At 69.1% G+C, this 17,986-nt stretch carries 17 protein-coding genes, 2 pseudogenes and 1 riboswitch; of the genes and pseudogenes, 4 read left to right on the top strand and 15 right to left on the bottom strand.

Annotation, left to right across the window (positions count from 1 at the left end):
• Positions 1–315: 315 nt before the first annotated feature.
• From ACFYXB_RS31780 to ACFYXB_RS31725, 12 genes and pseudogenes are all read right to left on the bottom strand, one after another.
• A pseudogene (locus tag ACFYXB_RS31780) lies at positions 316–657 on the bottom strand (MBL fold metallo-hydrolase); the annotation flags it as partial.
• A 112-nt stretch (positions 658–769) separates the two neighbouring features.
• Positions 770–1,480: a transposase gene (locus ACFYXB_RS31775; protein ID WP_389588170.1), complete on the bottom strand. Its 711-nt coding sequence runs from the start codon at positions 1,478–1,480 to the stop codon at positions 770–772.
• Positions 1,481–1,584: 104 nt separating this feature from the next.
• Complete coding sequence (locus ACFYXB_RS31770; protein WP_389588168.1) at positions 1,585–1,848, bottom strand: hypothetical protein; 264 nt, start codon at positions 1,846–1,848, stop codon at positions 1,585–1,587.
• A gap of 748 nt (positions 1,849–2,596) precedes the next feature.
• The gene (locus tag ACFYXB_RS31765; RefSeq protein ID WP_389588166.1) at positions 2,597–3,817 is read right to left on the bottom strand and encodes an acyl-CoA dehydrogenase family protein; all 1,221 of its coding nucleotides are present in this window, start codon (positions 3,815–3,817) and stop codon (positions 2,597–2,599) included.
• Positions 3,814–4,236, bottom strand: coding sequence for a hypothetical protein (locus ACFYXB_RS31760; RefSeq protein WP_389588165.1), 423 nt, complete (start codon positions 4,234–4,236; stop codon positions 3,814–3,816). Before ACFYXB_RS31760 ends, ACFYXB_RS31765 begins: the two co-directional genes overlap by 4 nt.
• Entirely contained in the window at positions 4,233–4,652 is a 420-nt protein-coding gene (locus ACFYXB_RS31755) for a hypothetical protein (RefSeq protein ID WP_389588163.1), read from the bottom strand. The genes ACFYXB_RS31760 and ACFYXB_RS31755 overlap by 4 nt, the downstream gene beginning before the upstream one ends.
• Positions 4,649–6,211 (bottom strand): hypothetical protein, encoded by a 1,563-nt coding sequence (locus tag ACFYXB_RS31750; protein ID WP_389588161.1) that lies wholly within the window; start codon positions 6,209–6,211, stop codon positions 4,649–4,651. Before ACFYXB_RS31750 ends, ACFYXB_RS31755 begins: the two co-directional genes overlap by 4 nt.
• A 47-nt stretch (positions 6,212–6,258) precedes the next feature.
• Positions 6,259–6,624 carry a hypothetical protein gene (locus ACFYXB_RS31745; protein WP_389588159.1) on the bottom strand — a complete coding sequence of 122 codons (366 nt, stop codon included), beginning with the start codon at positions 6,622–6,624 and terminating at the stop codon, positions 6,259–6,261.
• A gap of 5 nt (positions 6,625–6,629) precedes the next feature.
• Positions 6,630–8,129 (bottom strand): hypothetical protein, encoded by a 1,500-nt coding sequence (locus ACFYXB_RS31740; protein WP_389588157.1) that lies wholly within the window; start codon positions 8,127–8,129, stop codon positions 6,630–6,632.
• 931 nt (positions 8,130–9,060) lie between these two features.
• Entirely contained in the window at positions 9,061–9,510 is a 450-nt protein-coding gene (locus ACFYXB_RS31735; RefSeq protein ID WP_389588155.1) for a metallophosphoesterase family protein, read from the bottom strand.
• A 93-nt stretch (positions 9,511–9,603) separates the two neighbouring features.
• The gene (locus ACFYXB_RS31730) at positions 9,604–9,966 is read right to left on the bottom strand and encodes a metallophosphoesterase family protein (protein ID WP_389588153.1); all 363 of its coding nucleotides are present in this window, start codon (positions 9,964–9,966) and stop codon (positions 9,604–9,606) included.
• 40 nt (positions 9,967–10,006) lie between these two features.
• Entirely contained in the window at positions 10,007–10,315 is a 309-nt protein-coding gene (locus ACFYXB_RS31725) for a cupredoxin domain-containing protein (RefSeq protein ID WP_389588203.1), read from the bottom strand.
• Positions 10,316–11,281: 966 nt separating this feature from the next.
• Here ACFYXB_RS31725 and ACFYXB_RS31720 point away from each other — a divergent pair.
• Positions 11,282–11,533: pseudogene (locus tag ACFYXB_RS31720) on the top strand (transposase); the annotation flags it as partial.
• Positions 11,534–11,797: 264 nt separating this feature from the next.
• Here the strand turns inward: ACFYXB_RS31720 and ACFYXB_RS31715 are convergent.
• Positions 11,798–13,033 (bottom strand): MBL fold metallo-hydrolase, encoded by a 1,236-nt coding sequence (locus ACFYXB_RS31715; protein ID WP_389588151.1) that lies wholly within the window; start codon positions 13,031–13,033, stop codon positions 11,798–11,800.
• A gap of 157 nt (positions 13,034–13,190) precedes the next feature.
• Here ACFYXB_RS31715 and ACFYXB_RS31710 point away from each other — a divergent pair, with 157 nt between their 5' ends.
• The 3 genes from ACFYXB_RS31710 (at position 13,191) to ACFYXB_RS31700 (ending at position 15,646) form a co-directional block, all read left to right on the top strand.
• Positions 13,191–14,369, top strand: coding sequence for a Glu/Leu/Phe/Val dehydrogenase dimerization domain-containing protein (locus ACFYXB_RS31710; RefSeq protein ID WP_389588149.1), 1,179 nt, complete (start codon positions 13,191–13,193; stop codon positions 14,367–14,369).
• Positions 14,370–14,485: 116 nt separating this feature from the next.
• On the top strand, positions 14,486–14,905 hold the full coding sequence (locus ACFYXB_RS31705) for a hypothetical protein (RefSeq protein WP_389588147.1): 420 nt from the start codon (positions 14,486–14,488) through the stop codon (positions 14,903–14,905).
• Between the two features lie 120 nt (positions 14,906–15,025).
• Positions 15,026–15,646, top strand: a complete 621-nt coding sequence (locus tag ACFYXB_RS31700) for a TetR/AcrR family transcriptional regulator (RefSeq protein WP_389588146.1) — start codon at positions 15,026–15,028, stop codon at positions 15,644–15,646.
• Between the two features lie 55 nt (positions 15,647–15,701).
• On the opposite strand, the gene ACFYXB_RS31695 is transcribed toward ACFYXB_RS31700, so the two are convergent.
• Both ACFYXB_RS31695 and ACFYXB_RS31690 read right to left on the bottom strand, forming a co-directional pair.
• Positions 15,702–16,487: an SGNH/GDSL hydrolase family protein gene (locus ACFYXB_RS31695; RefSeq protein WP_351366750.1), complete on the bottom strand. Its 786-nt coding sequence runs from the start codon at positions 16,485–16,487 to the stop codon at positions 15,702–15,704.
• Between the two features lie 245 nt (positions 16,488–16,732).
• On the bottom strand, positions 16,733–17,686 hold the full coding sequence (locus ACFYXB_RS31690) for a peptidoglycan DD-metalloendopeptidase family protein (RefSeq protein WP_389588144.1): 954 nt from the start codon (positions 17,684–17,686) through the stop codon (positions 16,733–16,735).
• Between the two features lie 4 nt (positions 17,687–17,690).
• A riboswitch (cyclic di-AMP (ydaO/yuaA leader) is annotated at positions 17,691–17,851 on the bottom strand.
• Positions 17,852–17,986 lie beyond the last annotated feature (135 nt).

Below are 17,986 nucleotides of genomic sequence, written 5' to 3'. Positions count from 1 at the left end.
ATGGGCAGTTGACAAACTCCCCCGCGGACAGTCCCGCTCTGGTATGAGGCGTCGTACGACAGACCGATAACCCTGCGAGATACGCGACTCCGAACGAAAACCGAACGATCCGACCTGGTCGGAAGCGGTCATGAAGAGACGGGGAGGACGGGGAGGCCTCCGCTCCCCGATCCTCCCCGGCCGTCCGTTTTTTCTTCCTCACCCGTCCGCGGTCAGCCCGCCGCGACGGTCTCCGGGCCCTTCCCCACCCTCGGCCGTGCCACCGGCAAGGTCACCGGCCGTGTCGAGCGTCGTCCGGCCGTCCGGGCACACCGCTCACCGCTCACCCGCAAGGTCGAGATCCTCATGGGCAGCAGGCGCCGGCACGGACTCCGAGCCACGGCGCCACGGGGTGGGCAGCGGTGCGGACACCCCCTGCCACCACGGATCGACGGGCAGCTTCCCGCCCGGCTCGAAGGGCTCGCCCGGCCGGGGAAGCGCCGCAGCCTGACCCGCTTCCTCGGCCGCGTCCTTCGTCCACTCCCCCGGCTCCGCCCAGGCGTGCGGCGCGAGATTGAACGTGCCCCAGTGGATGGGCATCATCACGCCGTGCGGCTGCCCGCCCTGGAGGTCGAGGTGGGCGCGCATGCCCTCCTCGGGTGTCATGTGGATGTCGGGCGACAAGCCACTGTTGACCCTGGGTATTCAGCGGAATTGGGCTGTCTGACGCCCCGATAGCAGAAAGGTGCCGTTGACCTGCAATGCCGGTGAGTTAGGGCATCAGTGCAGGTCAGATGGGGTGCTTGGTGACTCTCAGTGTGTAGTGGACGTTACTGGGAGTGCGGGGCTGGTCCCGTTTTCTGACCTCGAAGGTGTTCTTGGACGGCTTCTTGACGCGTTGGCACTGCCGGTTGCGCCGGGCTGGGAGGAGAGCGGCCAGGAGCTCAGTCACGGCCTCGCGGCGTGCGGTGCCCAGTGCGGTCACGTCGGCTGCGGCCTGGGCGGCGACGGCTAACCGGGCGAGCTGCACGGTGACGGTGAAGGAGATCCGGTCGGGATCGGTCCCGTCGTGTTCTGCCGCGCGCGTCTGCAGTGCGCACAGTGCCTGGTAGACGGTGAGGAGGGCGTAGATCTCCTGGCAGATCAGCTCGGGCGCCTTGGAGCGCAGGATGAATCCGGCGCCGCGCAGGCGGTTCTTCAGTTCCGCGAACCCGTTTTCGATCTCCCACCGCTGGTGATATGCCGTCGCCAGTTGGTGGGCTGGGGCGAGGCGGTGATCCAGGAGGCTGGTGACCAGCCGGAATGCCTCGGTGCGAGGTAGGCCGGCGTGCGGGCGGATGGTCACGGTGTACTCGATGATCCGCACCAGATGCCCCTGGGGCGGCTCGGGGAGGGTGCGTCCGGCCGCGCGGGCCTGACCGTGGCGGATGTTCTCCGCGGGCGTGCCCATGATGGACAGGTAGGACCCGTCGGACAGCACTCGCAGCGGCACGAAGACCACGGCCGTACCAGTAGAGGCCGACCGTGACCGCCACTGGCAGGAGCATCCACAGGACGCCGTAGAGCCGTCGGTGGTTGGCAGGGTGAGCGAGGCCGTCCACGTGATCAGCCGCCCCCGCTCTCGATTTTGCCGCCCTGGAGCTGGACGGCACACCACGTGGTGCCGAGCGCGGCGCTGGGAGTGCCGGTGGTGCGGACCGACGGCCCGGAGACAAAGCGAGGATCGGTGCGGGCGGATGCGACCGCCGCCGGTGCGGGCTGCGGGCTCACGCCGATCGTCGCCCTTCTGCCGCCGGAGCAACCGCTGTGCACCGTGGCACGCATGGCGCCAGCGGCGACCGAGGCGGCCGCGAGGCGAGGGTTTCTCAACAGGTTCTCCAGGCGTCGCGGGCCGATCTCGCCAGTACGTCCGAAGAGTCCCGTCCGGGTCCAGTCGGCGCGCCAGCAGGTACGCGGATCAAGGAGAGCGGTCGGACCGGACGGCCGATGAGAGCGACATGCCGACACAGGTGAAGGAGGGGCCGTGTTCGTAGAGCCATAGGTGCCCCAGTCGTCGGACCGCCTACGGCACCGGCCGGGACGACGAGGGCGAGCGGGCGGACATCGCCGAAGTGCGGCCCTTCGCAGGTGCACGACGGTGATCGGAGCGCGTTGTGCGGGCTGGAGCCCGCAGCGGAGATAGCCCTCGCGTGTGGCGATGTGCAGTCATCAAGGCTGCGACAAACGTGAATCAAAGTGAGGTCTCGCCGTGTGAGACCAGGCGGACTCTGCGTTGAGTCACATCTTTCATGTGTCGTCACCTGGAAACTGGGACGTGCCCAGTTTTGACAGGATGGGGAGGCAGCCGCGTTCGAAGCGGGCCCCCGACGTGGACGATCGGGCACCTTCAGGTGCGCCGCCGGACGCCCCTGCCGACGCGGCCATGCTCGTCGCCCGCAGCCTCCCGACCGGCACGCAGGCCGTCGCGAGCCATACGTGCCCCGCGCGCCGAGCCGGCCTCAGGCGCGACGGCTGCGCGCCCAAGCACTCGTAGGTCGCTGGTCTCGCATGTCCATGCATCGTCGCCGATGGATTCTCTGCGATGACGCGTTCCCTTACCTGGCTTGAGGGTTCGGAGTCATGGTCTGTGGAACGACGCGTCGTGCTGCTCGCCGAGTACGGCCTGCCCGATGGTCGCCAGGACGTCGTCGTCGTTGTCATGGAGCTCATAGAAGGTCAGGTCGCGCAGGATCCGCTCCACGGGGCTCGGGCGGATCAGGCTGCGGGCACCGCACGCGCGGATGACGTGGTGCACTGTCTCTTCCGCCAAATGCTCGATCACATGCCAGGCCCTGCTGCCGGCGATCCGTGCCTCCTCGACCCTGCCTTCGTCCCACAGACCGGCGACGTAGCGCAACCAGAGGCGGGCGGTGTCGATGTTGACCGCCATGCTGCCCACCCGCTGCTGCACATGGGGATCACCGCCCTTGCCCTGCCGCATCAGATACGCCAGCCCGTATTCGTTCGCGGCCAGAGCGCCACCGAGGAAGCTGGCAGCGTAGTGCGGGATGAAAGCGGTCTGCCAGTGCCCTTCGAAGTAGCCGCCGGGGCGGCCGATGAGATGCTCGCGCGGTACGAAGGTGTCGTGGAACCGCACCACATGGCTGACCGTCGCGCGCATGCCGATCGGGTCCCACCACGAACTGTCCACAGTCACAGTCGGGTCGGACAGGTCGCAGGCGAGCAGCAGGAGTTTTCCGTGGGCCTCTCGGCTGTGCCGGGCTCCGCCGGGGCCGGCCGGATCGACGAGCAGGATCGCCCACTGGGCTCCGGTGGCGCTGGTGGCGAACGCCTTGCTGCCACGGAGGGTCCAGCCGCTGCGGACGGGTGTCAGCACGGTGCCGAAGCGACCGCTCTCGCCCGGCTTGGGGGCCTGGGGTTCGCCGCTCCAGGCGGCCCATTTCTCTCCGTGTTCGACCACGCCGGTGAACCAGTGTCGCTTCTGCTCCGGGTCGGCCAGGGCGTCGATGAGGACGAGCGCATTGGCGTGCCCCTCCCAGCAGCGGGCCAGTGACAGATCGGCCTTGGCCAGCGTGGTGGTCATCTCCCACAGGGGCAGGGTGTTGCGCTGCTGGGGGCCGTAGCCCAGGCCGCCGTGCTCCCGCGGCAAAGGGGCGGCCAGGAACCCGCCGGAGAACAGATCATCGAAGTCCTCGGCGGGGAAGACGGCCCTGCGGTCGTATTCCTCGGCGCGGGGGGCGAAGTTGTCCGCGGCCAGCTTCGCCACGGCGTCGAGAACGACCCGGTCGACCTCGGCCACCGGATCGCGAGCCGGACCGTGGCCCAGGTCGTCGGTCATAGGAGGACGGCCCCTTCCGAACGGTAGAAGTGGGCGCGGTACATCACGTTCGGTATCTGCGGATCGACGGTATGGACGGTATGGACGGTATGGACATCGATGGTCAGCAGGCCGCGGTTGAGGTAGCCGCAGAGGATGACCTGGCGGGAGCCGAGCGGACCTTCGGCGAGGAAGGCCACGGCCTCGGGGGCGTCCATGTCGTCGGCCAGCGGGACGGCGGGCAGGGTGGCGCCGGTGACGGGCGTTGCCGTCGGCACGAGCGTCTCTTGTGACGGGTCCGGGTCACCGCGCTCGGTGATCCGCAGCATGAGCTGGCTGCCGTCGACCGCGGCATCGACCAGGTGGATACCTGTGGCGGTGGTGTCGAAGTTGACCCAGCCACCGGCCAGCGGCGCCGGATCGACCGTGCGTGCCGTCATGCCCGCCCCTCCGCCCTGTGGAAGAACGAGCGGGCCCAGTGGTCGGCCCCCCCGCCGCCATCGCTGAAGATGCTGCTCGTGGTGGCCACCAGGATGCCCGTCTTGTGGTAGGCGCACAGGACGGTGCGCAGCGAGCCGAAGTTGTAGATCGCCGAGAACGACCAGGCGGCCGATGGGGTTCCTGGCGCGGTGTACACGACCGCCGACACCTCACCCCAGTCGCGCGGCTGCGGGCTGCCGGTGCCGAAAGCCCTGACGAACAGGCCCTTCTCGTGCCACGTCACGTTCAGCCGTAGGGCGCCCTTCGAACTGCCCTGGTCGGTGTTGACCCAGTCGCCCAGCAACGCCGAGACGTCGGGGGTGTCCGGCGGCCGCGGTGCGGCCGGTCCGGCGGGGGAGGCCGAACGGGTTGTCATGGCGCCTCTCCGCTCGTGGGTTGCATCGGGGACTGCGCCGGGGGCGATTCCCCCGGCTCCGTGAGGTCGTGGACGTCGGCGCACTCGACCTGGCTGAAGCAGAGGGAGCGCAGTGGCAGCGCATCCGGGAACGGATGGCCTGTCAACAGCTGGAATTGTTCGCTCACTTCGACGAGCAGGACGTCCCAGCCGTCGATGCCGATCAGTCCGCGGGCGCGGGTGGCGCTCATGAGCGCGGTCGGAGGATCGCGGTAGACCATTTCCAACACCGCCGCGTCCGGGTCGACGGCGGCAACCGGAAACGGTTGCCTTTCCGCCAGGGGCGTGGCGTGGACGAGCACAGCGTGTCCTGCCGGGGAGAACCGGGAGAGCGGTACGTAGGGAGCCCCGAGGCGCGAGGAGGCTTCCCGGCCGCGCGCATGCCCCCGATTGACCAGGGTCACCCGGGCTCCGGCCTGGAGCAGGGCCAGCGCGACGGCCTGCCCGGTGCTGCCGCAACCGATGACGGCGGCCCTGCGGCCGCTGGGATCGACCCCGGCCCGGGCAAGGATGTGCAGGACAGCGGCGGTGTCGGTGGTGGCCGCCCGCCAGCGCCCGGCGTCGAGCCACAGAACGTTGGCCGCGCCGCACCGCAGCGCCTGCGGGCCGACGATGTCGGCCACTTCGACCGCGCTCTGCTTGTGGGGAGCGGTCACGGTCAGCCCGCGTAGCGGCAGCCGGGCCAGCGCCCCAAAGCCGTTGGCCCAGTGCCAGAAGCGGGGGAACGTGTCCACCTGGAAGGACAGGTAGAGCGCGGGCAGCTGCAGCTCCCGCAACGCCGCATTGTGCAGCCGGGGTGACAGCGAGCGTCCCGAGGCATGGCCGGCAATGCCGAACAGGGCGCTGAGCGGTGGCAGAGCGGGCAGTCCGTAGTCAGTAAGGAGTTGGCCCACGCTCGGCATTCCGTCCGCCCCCGGGGCACCGGCCCGGCCGAAGGCAAGGGGCGCGCCCAGCCACGGCGCCAGCACCCGGGTCCAGGTGCCGGCCGGACCGGACGCGAACGCCGTCACGTCGGAGCGCCCGAGCCCGGTGAGCAGCAGCGGCGAGGCCGACCCGTACTGGATTCCCGACTGCGGCACGAGGAGGTACAGCAGCGCAGGTGTGGTGGCCATCGCGGCGAACCGCTCCCGCAGTTCCGCGGATGCCTCCAGCACGCCGGCCCCGCGGTCGGCGCTCCGCTCGGGGCGTGCGGGTTCGGGCTGGTGCCAGGAGACGCGCCGCTGCCGGGCGGGGATGCCCGCCAGCAGTTCCGGGACCAGGTCGTCCACGGCCTCCAGATCGACCATGTCATAGTGGCCCGCCGCGCGGAGGAGCCGGGTGCGGCGTTCGACCGGGCCGGCAGCCGAGCGACCGCCGTGGCGCGGGGAGCGCAGGCTGTAGGTCACTGGCCCGGTGAAGTGTCGACGCAGCCAGTGCGGATCGGGGTCGCCGACCAGGTCGGCACGCACCTCCAGCGCGTCGGCCACCCCTGCGAGGCCGCGCAGGCGAGGCGCGGTGAGATCCTCAGGTTGGGTGACCACTGCGACTATGTGAGCCCGCCGCGTGACGGCGGCATCGCACCCACTCATCAGCCGCTCCATTGGACGTACTCCTCCAGAGGGGCCTGCGGCAGGACGAACCGATTGACAGCCGGGGTGCACACGATGGGACGGTCAGAGTCGATGCCCAGCAGCAGGCACAGGACATCCGCGTAGCTGGCGGTCGGCGGCCCGTAGAAGCGCAGGTTGTCGCGGAAGTGGGCCCGTGCGGCGGCGGTGTCCGCGGCGGCTTCCCCCATGGCCAGCAGCGCTCCCGACCTGGCGGCGCGGGCACGGCGTTCGACGACGTCGTCCAGCGACGGCGGCCGGTTGGCGTAATCAGGCGTGGGCCGATCACCGCGGTCGAACGCCTCGCACCGGGCGTCCACCAACGCCTCCGGGATGCTGCCGATCACCGCGATCACCTGCCACATCCGGGTGTTGCGGCTCGACGGTGCGCCGCGAGGAGGTCGGAGCGAAGGAGTTCGCCCAGGCGGGCGCGGACGGACCGCTGGATGTGCCTGGCGCACCGGCCGTACACCTCCGGGGACTGCCCCTCCGGATTGGGGATGTCACAGCGCGGATCCAGACACAGGGTGCGGCCCTCGGCCTCGGGTGCCATGGCGATCACCCCGTGGCGATGGGCCCGGGTCATGCAGTAGATGACGGAGCTGTCCCGGCAGAGCTCAGGGGTGACCGGGCGCGATCGGTGAAGCCAGGGATTCCCTGGACCCGGCACTCGGTCCAGTCCGAGCTCAGCGAGCGCGGACCGGGCGTCGGGAGCCATCGGGTCCCCAGGCCGCGTCGTCGCAACACCCGCGCTGGAGAACCGGAAGGCGTACGCGACTCCCTCCTCTGCGGCCTGGGCCCACGCGATGACCTCGGCCATGGGCGAACGGGAGGTGTTCCCGCCGCAGACGAACAGCACGCGGCACACCGCCCCGGTGGCGCGTACCCGCCACCAGGTGACGGCCGACGGGTAGGACAGCGCCGCCGCCGCACCGACGCCGAAGACGAGCGCGAGGAGCTGAGCGTCCCCCGGAGCCTGGAGCCCGGCCACCCACGCCAGCGAGAAGGAGGCGGCCAGACCAGACATCAGGCTGGCGAACGCCCATGCCGGCACGCCCCAGGTGTACTCGCGCCAGTCCAGGTAGATTAGCGAAGCGAAGACGAACAGCACCTCGTACGCCACGCCTATGCCCGCCGCCGCCAACGCGACAGGGGTACCGAGGAATGTGGTGAAGCCCGCACGCAACTGCGCTTGCCCGGCCAGTGCCCCTGCCGCCAGCAGCAGAGCCAGCCAAACCGGTGCGGCAACATGCTCCTCCACGAAGAAGCGGCGGTCTGTCGCGAGAACCCCCGACTTGGCCACCCGGCTCATGATTTCGAACCGGCCCATGTAGCCGACGAGATAGATCAGGACGCTCAGCACGGCAGCCAGCGTGAGGTGGTAGCTGTTCACATCACCGAGTGCCACTGAAACCGCGATCAGGCTGAGGCACAACCCCACCCAGGAAGATGCCGTCACCCGCCGCCCACGCGCCTTGTCGACCAACGGAGAAACAACCAGAACTCCCCCTCGCATCAACAACAGCATGAAGAGGATCGAGACGCCGGAAAAGGTGTAGTTCATCGTGGTAGCGCCGATAATAAGTGAAGCGAAGAAGCCGGATGCCAACGTTTCCCGACCCGCCACCGGAATCCGACGCCCCCCGATTCCACCCCGCCGCATATGCCGCCACCAGCCCGACAGGGCTACGAACACAGGCATCACCACGAGCTGTCCGAGGACGGCTGCGGGCAGCAACTCAAAGCCGTTGACAGGCTTCCCCGACAGCGGAGTCACTCCACTGGCAAGTGCCTTCACCAGCATGGCGTACGGAACATACGATATGAAGTAACCGAAGGTGAGCCATCCCATGCGCAGGCCCCGTTTCCGATCGAATGTTCGGGATATTCCTACAGGTGGAGTGGCGAAGTGCGGCAGACGGCACTCAAGCCCCGAGGGGTGCCCTGGGATCGACGTGTCCGCCCGTCGCTCGAAAACAAAACCCCGATAACCGCTCTGGTTTTAGACCGACACGCACGGTCGATCGCGCATCGGTCCCGCTCGTGACCACCTATTGTGTCGGCGTCGCGAACCGTCAGGGCGCGTCTCAGGGCAACAAAATCACGTCATCCCAAGACTGCGCGCATCCCGTGGCCCGTGCAAGAAATTCGAGCCCAGTAACTCAGTCCGGTGCGCTTTCTGAAAAATTTTTGCCGTTCGCGCGGACACGCGGCCAGCGCATGAAGCGCACGCTTCCTGTCCATGCTCCCTCTTCGATAGCCAGCCTGCCACCTGTCGACCGGCGGGTGGGCCGCCGCGCCGGGTGGTGTCCGCTGTGTGGGAGGCGCGTCGGTGTCTGGTTCATCTGTCCGGTGCCATGGTGCGGAGGTCGGGCCGCACTCGGCTGGTCTCGTCGCGGTGCGGCCGGGTGCGACGGTGTCGCCGGACCTCGAATGCCTGCCAGGCCACGGCAGTCAGCAGGGTGAGCGTCTCGGCGATGAGGCTGAGCAGGGCCTGCGGGGCGGGCTTGCAGGCCGCGTTCGGTGAACCCGAACAACCCGATGGTGCGGGATGTGGCGAACCCGGCGAGCGCGCCAATGGCGATTGCGGCGGCGATTCGGAGTAGCAGGGGTGCCGCCAACAGGAGAAGTGCGGCAACTGCGAAGGCGGCGCTGGCCTGCAGCAGGAACAACGGGCCGATGACGTGGATGAAGCGGTATCCGTCGATGTAGAGCTGGGCGTGGATGTATCCGCTTGCTGCGAGCACCAAGCGCAGTGCGAAGGCGGGCAGGCTCCGGGGGGTTCATGTGAGTTTCTCGTCCTTGACCGCCAGTGCGTGGCTGCCCTGCCGGTAGTTGACGGTGCGGATGCCGAGTGCGTCCTTGAGGCGTCCGGCGGGCAGCACCTGCGGAATGGGGGCGGGGCCCTGGCCGGGTTTGGGAAACGGGTAGCAGGTGGGGGCGGCCGAGTGGCAGATGATGTTGCCCTCGGTCTTGGTGAAGAGCTGGTGGACGTGCCCGTTGAGGCACGTGACTGAGGAGAAACGGCGCAGCATCGACAGCACCTTCACCGCATCGTCGGTGCCCCAGCCCCACTTCGGATACATCGCGAACAACGGGATGTGGCTGAAGACGGCGATTGGGGTGTCCGATGACAGGCCGACGATGTCCTTGCGGACGAAATCGATCTGATCGCTGCCCAGGTGGCCGAGTTCCTCAAGGTGCAGAGTGTTGACCAGCGCGATGAAGTGCACACCGTGGATGTCGAAGCTGTACCAGCCGTCGCCGAGGGTGTTTTTGGCGAAAGTTTGTCGGTATGCGCGTCCGTTGTCTCCGATCGAGTCGTGCTAGCCCGGCACGGTGAAGATCCGGTCCGTGCGCAGCTGCGACAGCATCTGCTTGACCTGGTCGAACTGGGCGGGGGTGGAAAGGCGTGTCAGGTCGCCGCTGTGCATGACGAAGTCGGGGCGGAATCCGAGGAAGTTGACCTGGTTGATCGCTGCGGTGAACGTTCCGGCGACATTCAGGTTGGCCGGGCCATGGAAGCCGATGCGGCTGTCGGAAATCTGCACGAATCGCAGGTCTGCGCTGCCCGCCGGGATGGGGTCCGTCGAACCGGGGATATGGCTGATCACCTCTCCCCCGGTGACTGTCAGGATGACGGCGTCACCGAACCAGGCGGAGTGCCGCATGAGCTGACGGCGGGACATGCCGTGCTCGCCGTCGCCGTTGGAGTCGTGGGGGGTCCGGTCATGGGGTCACCTCCACGGTGGCGGTCATGAACGGGTGGATGGTGCAGTCGTAGGCGTAGGTGCCGGGTTTGGTGAAGGTGTAGCTGTAGGTGGCGTTGGTGGCTAGGCCTGCCGACTTCAGCGGCCCGCCCGATCCTTGTTTGCTGGTGACGGTGTGAGTGTCGGGGTCGGTGTTGGTCCAGGTCACCTTCGTGCCCGCCTTGACCGTCAGTTTGGCCGGGGAGAACGCAAGGTTCTTGATCGTCACCGCGTTGGCGGCCGCCGGAGCGGACGATTGGCTGGCGGTAGGTGAGGTCGAGGGCGTGATTGGTGGTGGGCTGACCGTACCGCCCGTTCCGGAGGCACCGGGCGTTCCAGGCAGGGTCTGGCCAGTGCCGGGACTCAGTGCACCCGATGGTTTTGGGTGTGACGATCCGCCGCACGCACTGAGCAGTCCCAGTGCTCCGGCAACGGCGACAGCGGCCAGGCACGTGCGTGACCGCCGGACCAGCACAGAGGAGTTCGCATTCATGGTGATCGTTCCTTCTACGCATTTCCCGCCGCACGGGCGGGTGTGATCCGAGACCGATCCGGGATCGGCCTGTTTCAGGCAGATAGGCGACCGGGTTACGCCCCCGGGGGGATTTGAAGGGGCGTAACCCGGTGGGTTACTTTAAGTGGGCAAACAGTGGATTCCATTCAGCGAAACGAATCCCACAGCGAAGTCTTCGTTGTTTCACTGCGGCGGCGGGTAGCAGTACGCCTGGAGTCAGGAGAGTTTCTGCGGTGTCCGTAATGGACCGCAGGCAAAGGCGGACAAACACTGCACTTCGACCCGACCGAAGACCTGCTGCACCGTCAGCCGACGCCCGCACCGGTGGCGTCATGCGCGCCGGAGCCGCGATCGCCTGTCGATCCGACGCACCCCCGGTCATGTGATCCGAGGACTCGGCGGCTCACATCGGGTATGGGACCGGGTGGTGCCGCTGAGCGAACCAGTAGCGCGTAGCTACGCGATCGAACTCGAATCCACTGCGTCGATCGACCGCAACGCCGAGGAAGCCGCGGAGTGCCACCCTCCCGGCTGTTGGGTGCGCAGGACGTGGTTGCCGAGCGGGGCTACGGGGGCTCCCCGGCCGGTCTCCGCGGCTTGGGGAGGTCGTTGGTGGAGCGACTGGTGGGGGCGGTACCGCCGATGCCGCGACCCTAGCCGACGACGCGGACGGCCGTCCGGCACGGGACCTCGTTCCGGCCTCCTGACGTGGGCGGCGTCGCAGTGACCGGGCCGTGCGGGCCGTGGGAGAGACCGAGCCCGTCCGACAAGCTCACTCCCGCCCGAGTCCGCCGCGATTTCCGGCACCTCCGCCCGAAGGCGGCCTGTCCTACCGGAGCACCGAAATCCTCCCGCCCCGGCCCAGGCCGGCCATCCGGTCGCAAGAACACCCGGCCCACACCACGCCATGACGTGCACACAGTCGGCAAACCGGGCCCCGCAAAACGACGGACGAAGAAGTCAACCACCCCGCGTCCACGCCGCACAGGTTAAAGATCAAGTGAGAAATACGGAAGCCCCACCCCGCCGTTTTGGCCGGAAGGGTGGGGCCTCGGTGTCAGGACTTGACGATCCGCGTCTCGACTTGGATGCCGGATGGATTTCGTGAAGTGGGCAGTGGGATGTACTGCCGTGCCTCAGTAGTCCTCCCCCGTCGAGGGGGACCGTCGAGCGCCTGGATCGCCTGTTTTTGTTCGGCCTCCGTCAACTTGGCGAACGACTGCGTCATTGCGTTCAGGCTTTCATTCCTGCCCCGAGTCACCGCTCACCTGCGAGATCGAGATCGCGATTGTCCTGGCCCTGAGCAACGTCCGTTGCCTCGCTGCGGCGCCAGGGGTGTGCGATCGGGGCAGCCACGGCCCGCCACCAAGAATCGACGGGAAGTGTTCCCGCGGGTTCGAAGGGTTCGCCCGGCCGGGGAAATGCGGCTGGCTGCTCGGCTTCCTCGGCGGCATCCTTAGTCCACTCGCCGGGCTCTGCCCACGGGTGCACGGAGAGGGTGAAGGTGCCCCAGTGGATAGGCATCATGACGCCGTGCGGCTTGCCCCCTTGCAGGTCAAGGTGCGCCTGGATCCCCTGAGCGGGCGTCATATGTATGTCGGGCCACCCACCGGGGAGTGGGGTACAGTCCGTGTGGTTCTTGGGCCAGAACTCGCTGTACGCGCCGATCTGGATCATCGTGGCGTCGAAGGGGCCGTGCTCGGCGCCTATGTCCTTGAAGCCCTCGAAGTAGCCGGTGTCGCCGCTGTGGTAGATCCGGTGCTCCTCGCCGGCGACGGCCCACGAGGCCCAGAGCGTGTGCTGGGTGTTGCGCAGACCCCGGCCGCAGAAGTGGCGGGCGGGGCCGGTGGTCAGGGTGAGTCCGCCCACCTTGGTCGTCTCGTGCCAGTCCAGCTCGCGCAGCCGGTCCGCGGACACACCCCAGTGCTCCAGGTGGGCGCCGACGCCCAGCGGCACGGCGAACACGGTGTCCGTGCCGGCCAGCTCCTTGATCGTGGGCATGTCGAGGTGGTCGTAGTGGTCGTGCGAGATGACCACCACGTCGACCGGGCCCAGCGCGGCCAGCGGCAGCGGCGCCGGGTGCAGCCGCTTGGGTCCGGCGAAGGGGAACGGAGAGCAGCGCTCGCCCCAGACGGGGTCGAAAAGAACGCGCTGTCCGTCGATCTCCGCGAGCACGCTGGAGTGGCCCATCCAGGTCAGCCGTAGCCCGGTGGCGGGCGGCTTGGCCAGGTCGGCGAGGGTGGTGGCGTGCACGGGCACCGTGCCCTGCGGGGCGCGGCGCGGGCGCAGGTCCTTGTCGAAGTAGACCTTCGCGATGTCCAGCATCGAACCGGAGGGCCGGGTGCGGGCGGTGCCCCCGGGGTTCTGGAAGACACCGTCCTTGAAGTGGGGCGATCTGCGGATCCGCGCCAGGCGTTCACCGCCCGGGTCGGCGCCGAAGGCCGCGGGTTGCAGCGCGCGGAGCCCGGAGCTCAGGGAACGCAAACCGGTCACGGTACCTCCTGGTCGAGTCGGTCAGGCCATCCATTATGGTCGGCCCCTCCGACAGTCCCGCGTCCCGCCCCGACGAACGGACGTTGACAGGGTTCGACCCGCTTTCGATACTGACTCATCATTCAGTAATCGTCGGTATCCAGCGTCCGGAGACACCATGACCGCCCCCTTGTTGTCGCTCACCTGGACCGACCACGTCACCGGACGCCGGGGCTTCCTGGTCGTCGACCGGCTGGTGCGGGGTGTCTCCAGCGGCGGGCTGCGGATGCGGCCGGGCTGCACGTTGGACGAGGTGACCGGGCTGGCCCGCGGCATGACGATGAAGGAGGCCCTGCACTACGACCCGCAGAGCCGCTACGTCCCCCTCGGCGGCGCCAAGGGCGGCATCGACTGCGATCCACGGGACCCGGAGGCGTACGGGCTGCTCGTGCGCTACCTGCGCGCCATGCGGCCGTACATCGAGACCATGTGGACCACCGGCGAGGACCTCGGCCTCACCCAGGACCTGGTCGACCGCGCCGCCGCCGAGGCAGGACTTGTGTCGTCCGTCCAGGCCGTGTATCCGCTGCTCGACGACGAGGCGACGGCCCGCAAGCGGCTCGCCGACGCGTTCGCCGTGGAGGTGGACGGGATCGGCCTGGACGAGTTGGTCGGCGGCTGCGGGGTCGCCGAGTCGGTGCTCGCGGCCCTGGACCGCGCCGGAGAGCCGTACACGGGCACGCGCGTCGCCGTGCAGGGCCTGGGCACCATGGGAGGCGCCACGGCCCGCTTCCTCACGCGCGCGGGGCTGACCGTCGTCGCCGTGGCCGACGTCAAGGGCACGATCACCAACCCGGCCGGGCTCGACATCGAGGCGCTGCTGGCAGCGCGGGACGCGTACGGCACCGTGGACCGCTCCGTGCTGCGTCCCGGTGACCGCGAACTGCCTCGTGACGCCTGGCTGTCCGCCGACGCGGAGGTGCTGGTGCCCGCAGCGGTGTCGTACGCCGTCGACACCGCCAACCAGCAGCGGATAGGTGCCCGTTGGATCATCGAGGCGGCCAACATGCCGGTGCTCCCGGCGGCGGAGCAGCTGCTCGCGCGGCGCGGGGTGACCGTGCTGCCGGACGTGGTGGTCAACTCCGGTACGAACGCCTGGTGGTGGTGGACCCTGTTCGGTGACATCGGCCCCGACGCCGAGGAGGCGTTCGCCCGCACCCGGCGCTCGATGCGCGCCCTGATCGACCTCGTGCTGGCCCGCGCGGAGACCGACGGCACAACACCGCGAGCCGCAGCCCATGCCGTCGTGGCCGACCGACTGCCGCTGATCGAGGAACGCTTCGGTTGGTACCGGTGACGGTCCTGGTACCGGTGACGGGTCATACCCTGCCGGGAATTGAGGCACGAGCACGACCGCAGCAGAGTCGACGGCACGCACCACACGGCAAACCGCTGATCCACGCGAGGAGCATCGTGCCCGCCATCGACCCGCAGTCCCTGACCGAGCGCTACATCGGCGTCTGGAACGAACCGGACTCCGAGGCCCGCCGCAAGACCGTGCACGGCCTCTGGACGGAGGACGGCCTGCACATCCTGCGCCCGCCCCAGGCGATGCACGACACGGCGGTGGGCCTCGGCTTCCCCACCGCCGTCCTGGAGGCGCGCGGACACGACGAGCTGCACGCACGCGTGACGCGTGCGTACGAGGAGTTCGTTGCGCCGGGGACGTACGTCTTCCGGATCCAGGAGCCCCCCACGCTCCTGCGGGACGTGATCACGTTCCGCTGGGAGTCCTTCCACCGCGAAGAGGGCCGCGCGACCGGCGGGGGCCGGGAGTTCCTGGTCCTGGACGAGGACGGCCGCATCAGGCTCGACTACCAGTTCGTGGACTGACCAGCCCGACCCGGGACGCATGAAGGGGGCCGACGGTAGAGGCGGCCCCCGCTACTGGACCGACCATCAGCAGGTCAAGACGTAACAGGCCATGTCCTGGTCGCCGTATAGGGTGACCGCGTGGCGAGAGTGCGGTTGAGTGTGGCCGAGCGGCGGGAGGAACTGCTGCGGGCCGCCATCGGGCAGATCGAGGCGCGAGGCGTGGCGGCCGTCAGGATCGCGGACGTGGCTTCGGCGCTCGGTGTGAGCAACGCGCTGGTGCTCTACCACTTCTCGACGAAGGAGAAGCTGGTCGCCGCCGCCTTCACCTACGCGGCCGAGGACGACCTCGCGCACCTGCGCAAGCTGCTGGGCCGGCGCACGAGTGCGCTGCGGCGGCTGCGGACGGCCGTGCGCTGGTACGCGCCGACCGGTCAGGCCAAGGGCTGGCGGCTGTGGATCGAGGGCTGGGCGGTGGCGCTGCGCGAACCCGCTCTGCGGGAGGTTGCGCGAGACCTGGACCGACGGTGGAAGGCGGCGATCACCGAGGTCATCGCGGAAGGCGTGGCGGCGGGCGATTTCGACTGCCCCGACCCGGCCGGTGCAGCCCTGCGTCTGACCGCCCTCCTCGACGGACTCGCCGTACAACTCACGTCGTACGCGGGCGCGGTGCCGCGCTCACGGGCACAGGAGTGGGTGGACGAGGCGCTCGCCCGGGAACTCGGGCTGCGGCTGGAGGCGTTGACCGCTCAGGAGCGGTGACGGATCCCCCGCGGGGCCGGGGTGCGCTTGTCGGCACCGCAGCCCCGCGAGGCCGTCAAGCCACCGAGGCGATCCGCATCTTGATGTCGTCCGGGGACAGGGCACCCTTGGCCGTCACATGGTCGCCCGAGGATTCGCCGCGCAGGCGCCGGCCGATCCAGGGGACCAGGTACTCGCGGGCCCAGTGCACGTCGTCGCGCCGGACCTCCAGCGTGCCACGCGGTGGGAGCGGGGGCCAGGGCTGGTCGGGGTCGGCCGGGACCTCGACGCCGAGGACCTGGCCGGCGCGCAGTGCCACGCGCGTGTGGCCCTCGGGCGAGAGGTGGAGCCGGTCGTCGTCCCAGGCCCGCCGGTCCTGGACGGTCTTCAGGGACCAGAGGTCGAGCACGGGGCAGCCGTATCGGTCGGCGATGGCCCGGACATGCCCGTTGTACGTCGCGATCTTGCCGCGCAGATGCCTGAGCACGGGCACACCGCGGGTGTCGAATCCTGTCGTCACCATGACCTTGCCGGCGACGGACGTCAGCTCGGCCACGGCCCGTTCGAAACGCTCGGCCACCTCGTCGGGGTCGGTGCCGGGCCGGATGATGTCGTTGCCGCCCGCGCAGAAGGACACCAGGTCCGGTGCGAGGTCCACGGCCTGCGGAATCTGGTCCGCCACGATCTGGTCGAGCAGCTTTCCGCGCACGGCCAGGTTGGTGTACTTGAAGTCGTCCTCGGGCCGCCGGTCCGCGAGCAGGACCGCGAATCGGTCCGCCCAGCCCACGAACGCCCCGTCGGGGCCGGGGTCGCCGACGCCCTCGGTGAAGCTGTCCCCCACCGCCACGTACGACCCGATCACTGATCTGTTGTCACTCTTCGAATCGTCTGCCACATCGGCCCATGATTCACCTTCGGATGTGACCTACGCGATCGTAGGAAGGGGTTGACGAACGGTGAGATAAGCCACTCCTAAAGACTTTGCCAACGCGGGAATAGGCGGTCGATCAGGCGTGTTGACGCTTCGACTGAGCCCGGAGACACACACCTCGAAGGCCGGACCCGGGGACCCGGGTCCGGCCTTCGACAGCTTGCGGGACGGGACGGTCAGACGGCGACGCCGTGCGAGCGGAGGTAGGCGACCGGGTCCACGTCCGAGCCGTAGTTCGGCGTGGTGCGGATCTCGAAGTGCAGGTGCGGGCCCGTCACGTTGCCGGTCGCACCGGAGAGGCCGACCTGCTGTCCGGCGGTCACGGTCTGGCCGGCCGACACGGAGAGCTGGGACAGGTGGGCGTACTGCGCGTAGTAGCCGTCGGCCAGCTTGATGACGACCTGGTTGCCGTACGCACCGCCCCAGCCCGCCGAGACGACGGTGCCCGCGCCCACGGCCTTCAGCGAGGTGCCGGTCGGGACGACGAAGTCGACGCCGGTGTGGTAGCCGCTGGACCACATGCTGCCCGCCACGTGGTAGCCGGTGCCGATGGTGGCGCCGGCGACGGGCAGGACGTCACCGGTGGCCGTGTTCGTGGTGGTGCCCTGGGCCGAGACATTCGACGCGGCCGACGGCGCGGACGATGAGGCCTGCTTCGGGGCGGGCTTCGCGGACTGGGAGGGCTGCGAGGTCTGGGACGGCTTCGACGACTGCGAGGGCGCCGGAGCGGCCGGCTCGGGGGTCGCCGCGGCCTTGTGGCCGAGCGTGAGCTTGAGGCCGGGGTGGATCAGCGAGGGGTCGTCGCCGATGACCGCGCGGTTGTCCTGGTAGAGCCGGGGCCACCCGCCGCGGACGCTCTGCTCCTCGGCGACCTTGGAGAGGTAGTCGCCGGGCCGCACGGTGTAGGTGCGGGCGCCGGAATTCGTCGCCGCGGCCTTCTTCTGGACCACCGGGGCCGACTGGACGGTCTTGACGGTCTTTCCGGAAACTGACTGCGGGGTCGCCGCGTGGGCTCCCGTGGCCCCTATGAGCGGCAGTGCCAGCGCGGCGGCGCCGCCGGTTCCGGCGACGGCGATCGATCGGGTGAAGCGCTGGGTCTTGGGACGGCGGTGCTTACCCTTCGCGGGCATGGCGAATTCCTCTCCGGCGCCTGCGAGGTGAGCTGTCGGGTTCGGGCTGGAGCTGCCCGGCCGCGCGGGGGAGCGCGACTTCACCCCGAGCCGTCCCGGAGACCGGAACAGGCAGTCGTACCTGGTGGGTCCCCCGCTCCTGCCGAGCACGGGTGAGTGTGTGGGGACTCCGGGCGGCGGCAGGATTCGGCGATCCGACCGGATTGGTGGCGAACGTAAACGAGCGGCACGCGACGGGACAAGCAGAAAATTCCCTCTGTCCGTGTTTCGCTTGATCCGTTACGGGAATTCCCGGTCACC

It is taken from the genome of Streptomyces sp. NPDC002619 (genome assembly GCF_042889305.1).
Lineage (GTDB): Bacteria > Actinomycetota > Actinomycetes > Streptomycetales > Streptomycetaceae > Streptomyces.
The sequence above is the reverse complement of the archived record's forward strand: the minus strand, read 5'-3'. Positions and strand labels throughout refer to the sequence as shown.

Excerpts from the sequence above, each read along its gene's own strand:
- ACFYXB_RS31765 (WP_389588166.1), bottom strand. The coding sequence starts at position 3,817 with ATGACCGACGACCTGGGCCACGGTCCGGCTCGCGATCCGGTGGCCGAG.
- ACFYXB_RS31760 (WP_389588165.1), bottom strand. The coding sequence starts at position 4,236 with ATGACGGCACGCACGGTCGATCCGGCGCCGCTGGCCGGTGGCTGGGTC.
- ACFYXB_RS31755 (WP_389588163.1), bottom strand. The coding sequence starts at position 4,652 with ATGACAACCCGTTCGGCCTCCCCCGCCGGACCGGCCGCACCGCGGCCG.
- ACFYXB_RS31740 (WP_389588157.1), bottom strand. The coding sequence starts at position 8,129 with ATGGGATGGCTCACCTTCGGTTACTTCATATCGTATGTTCCGTACGCC.
- ACFYXB_RS31730 (WP_389588153.1), bottom strand. The coding sequence starts at position 9,966 with ATGTCCCGCCGTCAGCTCATGCGGCACTCCGCCTGGTTCGGTGACGCC.
- ACFYXB_RS31710 (WP_389588149.1), top strand. The coding sequence starts at position 13,191 with ATGACCGCCCCCTTGTTGTCGCTCACCTGGACCGACCACGTCACCGGA.
- ACFYXB_RS31690 (WP_389588144.1), bottom strand. The coding sequence starts at position 17,686 with ATGCCCGCGAAGGGTAAGCACCGCCGTCCCAAGACCCAGCGCTTCACC.